The organism is Nocardiopsis sp. LDBS1602, assembly GCF_035818715.1.
GTDB classification, from domain to species: domain Bacteria; phylum Actinomycetota; class Actinomycetes; order Streptosporangiales; family Streptosporangiaceae; genus Nocardiopsis; species Nocardiopsis alba.
In genome coordinates this window covers 116754-128897 of sequence record NZ_JAYLVW010000008.1, presented here as the reverse complement: position 1 = coordinate 128897, position 12144 = coordinate 116754, and the positions used below count along the sequence as shown (strand labels likewise).

The 12144-nt window shown below is 70.2% G+C and carries 11 protein-coding genes; 5 read left to right on the top strand and 6 right to left on the bottom strand.

Features of this window, described 5'->3' with window-relative positions; genetic code table 11:
* Positions 1-6: 6 nt before the first annotated feature.
* From U9J66_RS21115 to U9J66_RS21095, 5 genes are all read right to left on the bottom strand, one after another.
* Positions 7-507 (bottom strand): hypothetical protein, encoded by a 501-nt coding sequence (locus U9J66_RS21115; protein ID WP_326338468.1) that lies wholly within the window; start codon positions 505-507, stop codon positions 7-9.
* A gap of 7 nt (positions 508-514) precedes the next feature.
* Positions 515-2194 carry an alpha/beta hydrolase gene (locus U9J66_RS21110; protein ID WP_326338467.1) on the bottom strand — a complete coding sequence of 560 codons (1680 nt, stop codon included), beginning with the start codon at positions 2192-2194 and terminating at the stop codon, positions 515-517.
* A 46-nt stretch (positions 2195-2240) separates the two neighbouring features.
* Entirely contained in the window at positions 2241-2567 is a 327-nt protein-coding gene (locus U9J66_RS21105) for a hypothetical protein (RefSeq protein ID WP_014909406.1), read from the bottom strand.
* 104 nt (positions 2568-2671) lie between these two features.
* Complete coding sequence (locus U9J66_RS21100) at positions 2672-3427, bottom strand: class I SAM-dependent methyltransferase (RefSeq protein ID WP_326338465.1); 756 nt, start codon at positions 3425-3427, stop codon at positions 2672-2674.
* Complete coding sequence (locus U9J66_RS21095) at positions 3424-4164, bottom strand: class I SAM-dependent methyltransferase (RefSeq protein ID WP_326338464.1); 741 nt, start codon at positions 4162-4164, stop codon at positions 3424-3426. Before U9J66_RS21095 ends, U9J66_RS21100 begins: the two co-directional genes overlap by 4 nt.
* A 173-nt stretch (positions 4165-4337) precedes the next feature.
* On the opposite strand from U9J66_RS21095, the gene U9J66_RS21090 reads away from it, so the two are divergent.
* On the top strand, positions 4338-6428 hold the full coding sequence (locus U9J66_RS21090) for a hypothetical protein (protein ID WP_326338462.1): 2091 nt from the start codon (positions 4338-4340) through the stop codon (positions 6426-6428).
* 5 nt (positions 6429-6433) lie between these two features.
* Here the strand turns inward: U9J66_RS21090 and U9J66_RS21085 are convergent, their stop codons facing one another.
* The gene (locus U9J66_RS21085; protein WP_017535539.1) at positions 6434-7807 is read right to left on the bottom strand and encodes an acyltransferase family protein; all 1374 of its coding nucleotides are present in this window, start codon (positions 7805-7807) and stop codon (positions 6434-6436) included.
* A 156-nt stretch (positions 7808-7963) separates the two neighbouring features.
* Between U9J66_RS21085 and U9J66_RS21080 the strand changes: the two genes are divergently transcribed.
* The 4 genes from U9J66_RS21080 to U9J66_RS21065 all read left to right on the top strand — a co-directional run bounded on the left by U9J66_RS21080 (position 7964) and on the right by U9J66_RS21065 (position 12117).
* On the top strand, positions 7964-8884 hold the full coding sequence (locus U9J66_RS21080; RefSeq protein ID WP_014913621.1) for a DUF3068 domain-containing protein: 921 nt from the start codon (positions 7964-7966) through the stop codon (positions 8882-8884).
* 135 nt (positions 8885-9019) lie between these two features.
* A complete protein-coding gene (locus tag U9J66_RS21075; protein WP_326338460.1) occupies positions 9020-9973 on the top strand; it encodes a decaprenyl-phosphate phosphoribosyltransferase in 954 nt (317 codons plus the stop codon).
* Positions 9970-11328 (top strand): FAD-binding protein, encoded by a 1359-nt coding sequence (locus U9J66_RS21070; RefSeq protein WP_161111342.1) that lies wholly within the window; start codon positions 9970-9972, stop codon positions 11326-11328. The genes U9J66_RS21075 and U9J66_RS21070 overlap by 4 nt, the downstream gene beginning before the upstream one ends.
* 36 nt (positions 11329-11364) lie before the next feature.
* Positions 11365-12117: an SDR family NAD(P)-dependent oxidoreductase gene (locus U9J66_RS21065; protein WP_017535542.1), complete on the top strand. Its 753-nt coding sequence runs from the start codon at positions 11365-11367 to the stop codon at positions 12115-12117.
* The last annotated feature ends 27 nt before the right edge of the window (positions 12118-12144 follow it).

Below are 12144 nucleotides of genomic sequence, written 5' to 3'. Positions count from 1 at the left end.
GGCGCCTCAGTCCCCGGGGGTCCCCTCGGGCCAGACACAGGGCGAGCTTGCGCTGATGGAGAGGCTTCCCTTGTCGCTGGTCCGGACACCGACCCGGAACGAGTCCTCCTCGTGCTCGACCGTCAGCGACAGCGAGTCCGGACGCTCGTCCCTGAGCACCCGGTAGCCGTTGGCGGTCCAGTACTCGTACATCCGCTCGATGCCGGCCTCGTTGTCCTCGACCGGGAGACCCCTGATCCAGAAGGTCTCACTGACCGTGACGCGGTCGCCGGGTCCTCCGTCGGTGGCGTCGTCGCAGGAGGCGAAGAGGGTGCCCCGTCGGGTCTCCAGCTCCGCCTCGTCGGGGAGCGCGGTGAGGGTCCGCTCGATGTGCTCCCGGACCTTCTCGGCGGCCCGGTCCTGTGTGATGGTCTCGTTCATGTCCGTCTCTCCGGCGGTACCGATACCGCAGCCGCTCAACATCGAGGCGACCACGAGGGCCGCGATCCGGTGGATGGTTCCGTTCACGCTGTGACTACCTCTGCCCCGCGATGACCTCGCCCATGTACTCCAGGGAGGCGCTGTTCCGGTCGAAGTACTCGGAGTGGGCGTCTCCCAGAGGCCATGATCCCCCTTCGCTGCCGGGGTCCGAATCGAACACCGTCGCGCCGAACCCGGGCGCGGTCGGGTCCGGGCCGTGGGTGAACCCGGTGACCATGCTGATCCCGTCGTTCTCCGCGGTCGAGGTGTGCACGTCGTCGGGCGCGAAGCCCAGCTCGCTCACGTGGTCGGCGTTGGAGCCGGGGCTTCCCACGAGGACGATGTCGTCGGCGTCGAGTCCATCGTCCCCTTGCGCGGTGTGCCCCACCACGGTGGAGCCGTAACTGTGCCCGATGACGGTGTTGTGCGATGGAGACGTGTTCTGGTGGGTGACCCGCAACCCTTCCTGGAAGCCGCTCAGCTCGTCGACCGCGCCCTCGGCACGGCCCGAGAAGGCCGCTTCGACGAAGTTGGGGGCGTCGTAACCGACCCAGGTGACGACGGCGTGCTCGCCGTCCTCATCGGCGTCGGTGGCCGATTCGAGGAGGGCGTCGGACCGGCCGATCAGACCGTTGACGCTCTGCCAGGTGGTCGTGGTCCCGGGGACCAGGGTGGCGACGCCGTCGGCGGTGTCGGGGTTGCCGCTCGACACGATGGCGCGTCCGCGTCCCTCGGTGTCCAACGAGAGCAGGTAGCGATCGGCGTTCGGGTCCTCCAGCCTGGAACGCAGGGTGGTCAGGGTGTCGAGCTCCCCCTGGACGTCCTCCAGCCCCTTCATCGCGTGGTAGGTGCCCCAGGCGCCGCCGGTGGGCCAGGGGCCCATGGCGGCGTCGCGCCACTCCTCCGCCTCGGCGACCTCCTCCTCCAAGCGGGAGATCTCCTCTTGGAGGAAACCGCGGTTGAGCTCGTCGCGCACGGTCACGGGGATCCCGTCGAGGGCGCGCAGGAGTTCGCCGTGCTCCTTCAGCGCCTGCCGCTGCTCGTCCTCGGTCATGGAGGACCACCACAGGCCGACGACGGCGGGGGACTCGCCCTCGGACGGGAGGTCGGGGACCATGCCGGGAACGGTGTCGGAGAACCGGCTCAGCTGGGCACCGGTGAGAAGACCGGCACCCAGGAGACGCTCCAACGTCGATTGTCCGGGGCCGTCGCGCAGATCCTTCTTGGTCTGGTCGGCCTGGTCCATCAGGGTGTCCCAGTGCTTGGTGTGCTCGGAGAGGAGATCGGCGCGCAGCGCCTCCAACTCCTCGACCTTGGCCGTCTCGAAGGCGCCGGAGGTCAGGGAACCGTGCATGTCGGGGCGTGAGCCGATCCGGCTCACGGCGGCCTCGGCGTTGGACACGGCCTCCTCCCAGCGCCGTTCGATCCCGGCCCGCGCCAGCCGGTAGTCCTTGATGTCCCCGGCCCAGAGCCGGAGCGTGGCGGCGCCGTAGGTCAACGACTTCGCCGCCTCCTCCCAGGCCATCAGTTCGGTGGAGGCGGCCGTGACGATGTCCCAGGCGATGAGGTCGGTGAACTCGCCCGCGCTGGCACGGAAACCGGCGTCGACCGTTTCGGAGTCGCCGAGCATGGTCCGGCAGAGCCGGTCGAGGTCGTCGGCTCCTTCGTTGATCGAGGCGACGTCGGCCTGGATGTCGGAGGGCAGTCCCAGGGAGAGGTCGGAGATGCTGGTCATGGTCCGTGATGTCTCCGGAGGCCGGTGCGGGTCGGGGGACGGGGGGTCAGAAGTTGATCCGGATGTCGAGGGCGTTCATGCTCCCCTGGTAGAGCTCGGCGCTCTCGGCGTCGGTCGTGACGACCGTCGACACCGCCCCCTGCACCTCTTGTGCCAGGGTCATCCCGTTCCGGGAGACCCGGTCGATGTGTTCGAGGGTGTCGGCCTCGTAGTCGGACACGGCGGGGCTCACGTGTTCGGACACGGCGGAGACGAGGGTGGAGGCGATCTCCTCCAGGTCGGTGCCGAGGAGGAGCATGGCCTCGGACAGCGCCTCGGCCTGTTCGGCCTTGGACATCGCCTGTATCGGGTTCACGCCGACTTCGTCGTACATGGAGGGCTCCATGGGGCTGGGGAACGAGGGGAGGCTACAGCATCCCCGTGCGGTCGTTTCCAACGAATCGTGAACAATCGGTGGTTCATCCCGATGGGGGACGTTCAGCGCTTGCGCAGGACCAGGAGGAGGTTCCAGGTGACGATCTCGCGCAGGAGAGGCACGTGCACGATGGGCCGTGTCCAGGTGGGCAGATAGCGCGGACGCAGGTCCACCACGTCCACGTCGTCGCGGCCGCGCAGCCAGCGCAGCGTCTCCTTGGCGTAGGCCGCGTACATCGTGCGGCCGAAGTCGTTCTTGGGTCGACGGCCGTTCTTGCGCGCGAACCGCTCGGCCGCGTACGAACCGCCCAGGTAGTGCCAGGGAGAGGTCTCGTGGCCGCCCCAAGGGGAGAGCCACAGCGTGTACGACAGGTACACGAGGCCTCCGGGGCGGGCCACCCGCACCATCTCGTCGGCCATCCGGGACCGGTCCGGCACGTGCTCCAGAACGTTGGACGAGAAGCACACGTCCACGCTCCCCGTGCGCAGGGGGAGGTCCAGAGCGCTGCCCTGGACGGCGTTGGTATCGGCCTCCCGCCCGTGCAGGGTCATCTCGTGCGCGTCGGCGTCCACGCACAGACAGCGGGCGCCCTCGGAGCGCAGGGCGTCGGCGAAGTAGCCGGGGCCACCGCCCACGTCCACCACGAGTCTTCCGTCGAGGGGGGTGTAGGAGCGCAGTTGTGCGACGGTGTCGCGGGCGAGCAGGCCGTAGAAGAAGGCGGGGTCGCTCTGCTCCTTGCGAAAGGCGGTGAACAGTCTCACGGAGCGGCCGAGGGTGGCGCGGAAGGGGACGGTCCCGTCGGGGTGGGGCGAGGTCACACCCGACCCCCGACCTCGACGTAGTGCCGCAGGTGACGCCAGTGGTCCCCGCCCCAGTATTCGTCGGAGGCGACGATCCGGGCGTCGGGGAGGAGCTCGGCCAGACGCCCGGTGCGCAGGGTGTGCATGCGCATGGGCGCCGGATAGCGCAGGATCACCCGCTGGGCCAAGGCCACCAGGGGCCAGGGCACGTAACGGAACACCATCCCCTTGAAGGTCCGGCGTTCGCTCTCGGGCACGCCCAGGACCATGGCGCCGCCGGGGCGCACCACCCGGGCGAACTCGCGCAGGTAGCCCTCGGCCAGGTCGGGGGGAAGGTGCTGGAGGACCAGATCGGTGTAGACGAGGTCGAAGGAGTCGTCCTCGAACGCGGACAGGTCCGGGCGCTCGTTCAGTCGGAAGTCGATCCGGCCCTGGGAACGGTCCAGCCGTCGGGCCTCGTCGAGCATCGGCGCGGAGATGTCCACGCCCACCACCCGATCGAAGTGGGCGGCGAGGGCGTTGGAGAGTCGACCGGCGCCGCAGCCGAAGTCCAGTACGCGACCGCGTTCGGGGGCCAGGCCCAATTCGTCCAGTCGTGCGATCGCCGGATCGATGTCGGCGCGGCCGGAGGCGAGGAACTCCTCGTCGTCCCACCCGCCGTCACGCTTGTCCGGATCCACGCAGACCGCCCACAGCGGCTCGGTGGAACCGAGTCGGGTCCAGTCGCGGCGGACCTGTTCGAGCCCCACCGACATCACCCCCACGGTGCGGGTGGCCGCCCAGCGGACAGCTTCTTTTGAAGCTTGTTCCTGTTCTGGAGAGGCAGGCCAATACGACCTGCGATAACGGCCACAAGGAAAAGTGGAACGTGTTGTATTCTGGCACCCATTTTCCGGGTTGGCCAACCTATGGTGGGAAGAGAGGACCGATGTCGCCTGACTCCCCCTCGGCGCGTGGGCCGCAGGACGATGGGGCCGTGGAGGCGCCGCCGTCCGAGGAGGACGGAGGCACCAGGGTACGCGGAGCGGTCGAGGGACCGGAGGATCGGGGTGGCCCCGCCGGAGCGTCCCCGCGCGAGGTGCTCGCCTCGCTGTGGCGGTCGAGGAACGACCGGCTCCTTCTCACGGCCCTGGCGATCGTGGCCGTGGCCGTGGCGCTCAAGGCGTACGTGCTCTCCGCCTCCTCCTTCGTGGAGGACGACTACCTCTTCTTCGCCGCGGCGAACACCGGCGGGCTGACCCCCGAGTACCTGTTGGACCTGCACAAGGGCCACTTCATGCCGGGGGCCATGTTCCTGGTCTACCTCCAGAACGCCTTCCTGCCCTATCACTGGGGAACGGCCGCGGGGACGATGCTGGTCCTCCAGACCGTCGCGATCCTCGCGTTCCTCCGGCTGCTGTGGGAGCTGTTCGGCCGCCGGTGGGCCCTGCTGATCCCGCTCACCGTGTACGCGTCGGCACCGCTGACCATCCCGGTCCTGGGGTGGTGGGCCGCGGCCCTCAACGCGGTCCCGTTCCAGCTCGCGATCGTCCTCGCCCTGCTGTGGACCGTGCGCCACCTGCGCACCGGCGTCACGATGTACGCCTGGTGGGCGGCCGGCGCCGTCGTCTTCGGGATGTTCTTCTCGGTCAAGGCCCTGTTCCTTCCACCGCTGCTGTTCGCGTTCGCGGTGGCCTTCCTGTATCCGGGCGGGCTCGCGCGGTCGGCACGGTACGCGTTCTGGCTGGATCGGCGTTACTGGCTCGGGATGGCCGCCCTCTCCCTGGGGTATCTGGCGCTCTACCTGCTGCGACAGAGGGCGGGCGACGGTTCCGAAGGCGCTTCGGTACCGGTCTGGGAGGCCGCGTCGGGCCTGATGCGGCGCATGGTCGTCGAGGTGTTCCCCACCGGGGCGCTCGGCGGCCCCTACGTGTGGCGGCCGATCACCCCCACCGGAGGGCTGGTCGATCCTCTGGGCCCGGTGCTGATCGGCGCCTGGATCGTGTTCGTCGCGATCGTGGTGACCTCCCTTCTCCTGCGCAGACGGGCCTGGCGTGCCTGGGCCCTGCTGGCCGGACACCTGGTGTTCGTGGACGTGGTGCCCACGGTGATCGCCCGGGGCCACATGTACGGCGAGGTCGGGGCCGACCCCCGTTACGTCGCCGACGCGGCTCTGGTGTTCGCCCTGGTCCTGGCCTTGGCCTTCCTTCCGGTGAAGGAGGAGAGGGCCCGGGAGCACGTCGGCAACGCGGGGGAGGGGCACGACCGGCGTCGAGGAACGGGCCGGGTACGGGTCGGTCGAGTCGCGGGGGCGGCCGCGCTCGTGGTCACCCTGGTCTACGCCGGTTCGGCGGCCTATTCCACCCACGCCTACGCGCAGACCCTCAACGGAGAACGGTTGCGGACCTACCTGGCCAACGCGCGGGCCTCCCTGGCCGAGGTCCCCGACGACGCCGGCCTCTACAGCAGGGCGGTGCCGACCGATGTCGTCCTGGAGTGGAACGGGCAGCGCAGACTCAGTTCGTACGTGCTGGCCCCGCTGGCCGACGACGCCGTGGCCGAGCGCATGTACGCGCCGGAACCCGCCACCGAGGCCTACGTGTTCGACGACGAGGGCCTTCTGGTGGAGGCCGCCCCCACCTCCCGCGTCAACGCGTTCGTCCCGGCCGAGGATTCGGACTGCATGGACGGCTGGGACGGTCTGATGTCGTGGTCGGTGTGGGAGTTCGGCGGCATCGACCAGGTGGCCACGATCGGCTACACGTCCGAGGAGGACTCCGAGGTGGGCGTGCTGGTCGGGGACGAGGAGGTCCGGGCGGACCTGCCCGCCGCCCCCGACGGCGGATACGTGTACGTGCCCATCGAGGCGCGGGACACGACCTTCGCCCTGTTCACCGACGCCGAGACGACCTGTGTCACCTGGGCCTCGCTGGGGCCGCTCTCACCCGCCGCCGACCTGGAGGACGAGGAGGACGCCCCGCGTGAGGGTGTCGAAGGAGACGGCTCCGGGGAGGCCGAGGGGTCCGACGGAAAGGACTGACGCTCTCAGGCCGGGGGCGGGGTGGACGGGGTTCCGCGGCGCCGACGCCCGCCTCCGCCGCGTCCGGTCGACCCCTTCCGCCCGCCGAGAACCCGCCGGGACCACTTGCGGGAGGGTTCCTCCACCAGATGGAAGGTGAGCGTGCCGAGCAGGGCGCTCAGGGCCAGGACCGGGACGAAGTCCAACCAGAAGGAACCGGTGAAGATCTCCTGGCCGGTGAAGTCGCGCCACAGGTACAGCACGACGAACTGCCACAGGAACATCCCGTAGCTGATCCGGGCGAAGAACATCACGACCCGATGGCGCATCAGCCCGTCCAGCCAGGCGCCGTCACGCCAGGTGGACAGGGCGCGCAGGGAGGGCGGAGGGCCGTCGGCGGGCGGCGGCGCCAGGGCGGCGGGCGCGACCATGAAGAAGGCGAAGCCGATGCTGGTGGCGTTCTCGACGAACGAGATCCACAGGTTGCCGGGTTCGAAGAACCGTCCGCCCGCGGCCGGGGTCGCCTCCAGGGCGTAGAAGGCCGCGGCCACGGCCCAGCACAGGCCGGGGGAGGAGGCCAGGGTCCGGCAGAGGCGGCGTACCGGTCCGTCCGGTCCCCGCTCCCGCCAGGCCAGTTCCGAGAGCGTGGCCAGGGCCATCCCCACCGCGAACATGCCCATGCAGCGGGGGAGCCAGGAGTGCATGTACTCGCGGTACTCGGGCAGGTACTGCGGGATCAGCGCGGCGAACGACAGGACGATCAGGACCACCATGCCGCCGATGAGTCTGCGTCCGCGGGCGTCGGGGGTCCTCCCTCCACGCGCCCACAGGTGCAGGATCAGGGCGAACAGCGGCAGGGTGAGGTAGAAGGCCACCTCGACCGACAGGCTCCACATCTGGCCCAGGCCGTAGGGGCCGGGGCCGGCCCAGTGCGGGTCGGTGTTGAGGGGGAAGGTGAGGGTCATGACCTCGAACCAGTGCCGCGCCGAGTCGCGGTACTCGCCGGCCCACAGCAACAGGGCGACCGCCGCCACCACCCAGTAGGCGGGGAAGACGCGCATGACGCGACGCCACAGGTAGGAGGGGATCCGGGGACCCGGGGTCAGGTCCAGGGTGGCGCGGGCCCAGGGGCGGTACAGCAGCACGCCGGACAGACAGAAGAACAGGGGGACCGCGAGCGCGGCGGCGCTGAGCAGTCCGCCGACGATGCCGGGGGCGAGCGCGTCCCCGGTCTCGGTGGACACGTGCACGACGAGGACCATGACGCAGGCCAGACCGCGGACGCCGTCGAGGGAGTGGTGACGCCCCTTCACCTGGGGGAGGAGGCGGGCCGGGTCGACGGTGGCGGTGCGGGGGCCGCCCGAGGCGGGGTCCTCGGGCGCGGTGGAAGTGGGCGCCATGGAGCCTTCCAGAACGGGAGTGAGTCGAAACTCGTTCTATTAGAACGTGTTATAAAAATTCAGACACGCCCAGGTGACGTCGTTCACTACTGGGCAGTACTCTACCTGGAACTGAACCTGGTTCCAGATCTGACTCTCATCCGCCCAGGAGGGCACATGCGCCGTACCGTTGCGGTCGTTCTCATCGCGCTGGGGGTCTTCTGTCTCGTCTCGGCACCCATGATGCGTACGTGGATGTCCGGTTCCCTGATGAAGACTCCACTGGACTACTACAACGCCACCGTCAACACAGGAGAGGTCACCTACTTCAACATCGAGGACCTCGAACAGGTCGAGGACGCCAACGTCGAGGCGCACTCCACTCTCCGGGCCGACGTGGCGTCCAGCACCGACGACGTCGTCGTGTGGGACCAGTTCACCTGGATCAAGGACGCCGACACCGACTTCGGGATCAGCTCCACGAGCCGTCGCGCCGGACACGACCGGGTCACCGGCGAGGCCGTCGACTGCTGTGACGCCATGATCAACGAGGAGTCCGTCGCCCAGAGCGGGCAGGCCTGGAAGTTCCCGTTCATGACGGAACAGCGTGACTACGACTTCTTCGAGACCACCGTCCAGGAGGTCGTCCCGATGAAGTTCGAGGGCGTGGAGGAGATCGACGGCGTCGAGGCCTACAAGTTCGTCCAGACCGTCGAGCCGACCGTCATCGACGAGCGGGAGGTCCCGCGCTCGGTCGCCGGCCTGGACGGTGAGGGCGACGTCGTCGGCGACGAGACCTTCTCCATGGTCCGCACCTACTGGATCGAACCGATCAGCGGCACCCCCATCAACATCAGCGAGGACCACCACCGCGTCGTCGTCGTGGACGGTGAAGAGGTCCTGACCCTGCTCAGCGGTGAACTCTCCTTCGACGACGCCACCCGCGCCGCGTCCATCGAGAACACCGAACAGGCCCGCAAGGTCCTTCCCCTGCTGCACAGCACGCTGCCCGTGGCCGCCCTGATCGCGGGCGCCGGCCTCATCGGCATCGCGGTGATCCTGTTCGTCACCGGTCGAGGCACCGCCCGACGAGGCTGACCGGATGGACCGACCGTCCGCCACCCCCGCGTTCGACGATCGGATCCACCGCCCCCGTCCCCTCCGGGCCGCCCGCCACCCCCACGGGCGGCCCGGACCTTCCGAAACACCGACGACGGACCCGAGGGGGAAGACGTGACCGCGATCCCCACGGCCCGGAACCGACCCGGACGGAGGGGCCTCGTACTCGCCCTCGCCCTCCTGCGGGCCTGCCGCCCCCGCCAGTGGCTCAAGAACCTGCTGGTGTTCGCCGCCCCCGCCACGGCCGGGGCGCTCGCCGACCCTCGGGCCGTGCTCCTGTGCCTGGCGACCTTCGGCCTCTTCTGTCTGGCCTCGGCCGGAACCTACCTGCTCAACGACGTGCGCGATGCGCGCCACGATCGCCGCCACCCGCGTAAGCGCCATCGCCCGATCGCCTCGGGCGAGCTTCCGGTGCCGATCGCCGTGGTCGTGGGCGTCCTGGCGGTCCTCGTCGCCCCGGTCGCCTCACTCGTCCTCGGCAACGGGGCACTCTCCGCCCTCATCGCCGGCTACGTCCTGCTCACCCTGCTCTACACGCGTTTCCTCAAGACGATGGTCGTCGTCGATCTCGTCGCCGTCGCCTCCTGCCACGTGCTGCGCGCGATGGCCGGCGGGATCGTGGTCGGGGTCGTGCTCACCTCGTGGTTCATGATCGTGGTGTCTCTGGCGGCCCTGCTGGTGGTGGTCGGCAAGCGCGAGGCGGAGCTCCGCGCGACCGGGACCCCGGAACCGGTGGGCGAGGCCGACCTCGGCGAAGAGGATGGGACGCACCCCACGCGGGCGGCCCTGCTCGGCTACACCACCGACTACCTCTCGCGGATGCGCACCGTCGCCTCCGGAGCCATGATCGTCACCTACTGCCTGTGGGCGCTGGAACAGGGCGGCGGCCCGCAATCGGTGTTCCACGCGGTCAGCATCGTTCCGTTCGTCATGTTCGTGCTCCGCTACAACCTGCTCGTGGACCGGGGCTCGGGCGAGGAGCCGGAGGAGATCGCGTTGAAGGACCGACCCCTCCAGGCCACCCTTCTGAGCCTCGTCCTCCTGATCGGACTGGGGATCCACCTGTGAGTCGACCGACCCTCCTCACCGGCTGGGGGCGCACCTCGCCCACCGCCGCCACCGTGGTGCGGCCACGAACCGTGGAACAGGTCGCCGAGGCGCTCACCCGGGCGGGGCCGCGCGGTGCCCTCGCCCGAGGGCTGGGCCGTTCCTACGGAGACGCCGCCCAGTCCGCGGGCGGGCTCGTCCTGGACTGTTCCTCGCTCACCGGGCCGCTCCGCCTGGACACGGAGCGGGACGAGATCACCGCGCCCGCCGGGATCGACCTGCGCCGTCTCACGACGTACCTGCTGCGTCATGGGCGGGTCCTCCCGGTCGTGCCCGGCACCGCGCACGTCACCCTGGGCGGGGCGATCGCCGCCGACGTCCACGGCAAGAACCACCACGTCGACTCCTCCCTCGGAGCCCATGTGCGCTCCCTGACCCTGGCGACCCCGCTCGGGGAGCTCCTCGAACTCGGTCCCGACCGCGGCGACGTCGACCTCTTCCACGCCACGGTCGGCGGTATGGGGCTCACCGGTGTCATCACCTCGGCCACCGTCGCGGTGCGCCCCGTCGAGACGTCCCACGTCATGGTGGACATCGATCGCACCGGAGACCTCGACGCCACCCTGGAGCTGATGGGGGACGGCCCCCGGGGCCACCGGTACACGGTCGGATGGATCGACCTGCTGGCCAGGGGCGGCGACACCGGACGGGGGATCGTCACCCGGGCACGCCACGCCCTTCGCACCGATCTGCCCGCCCCCTTGCGGGACGAGCCCTGGAGGGTTCGACCGAGGTCCGCGCCGGCGGCCCCGCGATGGGCGCCGTCCGGCCTGCTCAACCGGTGGACGGCGCAGGCGTTCAACACGGCCTACTACAATGCGGCTCCTCGCCGCCGGCGAGGACGGATCCGACCGCTCGACGCCTTCCACCACCCCTTGGACGCGGTGGAGGGGTGGAACCGGTTGTACGGTCCACGAGGGTTCGCCCAGTACCAGTTCGTCGTCCCCTTCGGCGAGGAGGACACGCTCCGGGCGGTGGTCGAGGATCTCGCGCGAACGGGCGCCCCCTCGTTCCTGGCGGTCCTCAAACGGATGGGGGACCCGACCCCGGGTCCGCTCTCCTTCCCCCGGCCCGGGTGGACGCTCGCCATGGATCTGCCGGTCGACCACCCCGGTCTGGCCCGCCTCCTGCGCGGGTTCGACGAACGGGTGCTGGCGGCGGGAGGCCGGCTGTACCTGGCCAAGGACGGTCGGGCGAGCGCCGAGGTCGTGCACGCCATGTATCCGGAGCTGCCGGCCTGGCGGAAGGTACGCGAACGGGTCGACCCCGGTGGGGTGCTCGTCTCCGACCTGGCCCGCCGACTCGAACTCGTCTGAGAGCCCTCGACCCGATGAGGAAGGAAGGTGGCCCCCATGCGCGACTCCCTGGGAGGTGTGCGCAGTGTCCTACTGCTCGGAGGCCGTAGTGAGATCGGTCTGGCCGTGGTCGAACGGCTTCTGCTCGAAGGCGCCCGAGAGGTGGTGCTGGCCGCGCGCGGCGGGGTCACGGACCCGCCCGAGACTCTGACGGTGACGGGGGCGAACGTCCATTCGTTGGACTTCGACGCCGAGGCGGTCGACACCCACGCCGCGACCATCGCCGCCGCCGTCGACCTGGTCGGCGACCTGGACGTGGTCGTGGACGCCTTCGGGGTGCTCGGAGAGCAGTCCGCGTACGAGGCGGATCCGGTCGAAGCGGCCCGGGCGGCGACGGTGAACTACACCGGTCATGTCTCCAGCGGGCTGGCGGTCGCCGCCCGGCTGAGAGAGCAGGGGCACGGCACGCTGATGGTCCTGTCCTCCGTGGCCGGGGTCCGGGTACGCAGGGCCAACTTCGTCTACGGCTCCGCCAAGGCGGGGCTGGACGGCTTCGCCCAGGGGCTGGCGGACTCCCTGCACGGGTCCGGTGCGCGCGTCCTGGTGGTCCGGCCCGGCTACGTGGCCACCCGGATGTCCGCCCATGTGGAGCCGGCCCCCTTCCCGGCCACGCCCGGACAGGTCGCCGACGTCGCCGTCCGAGGGCTGCGCAGTGGGGCCGGCACGGTGTGGGCCCCGCCCGTCCTGCGCCCGCTCTTCACCGCTCTGAGCCTGCTGCCCCGCCCTCTCTGGCGCCGTCTGGGCCGCTGAGGCGCTCTCCGACGGTCCCCGGTGGTC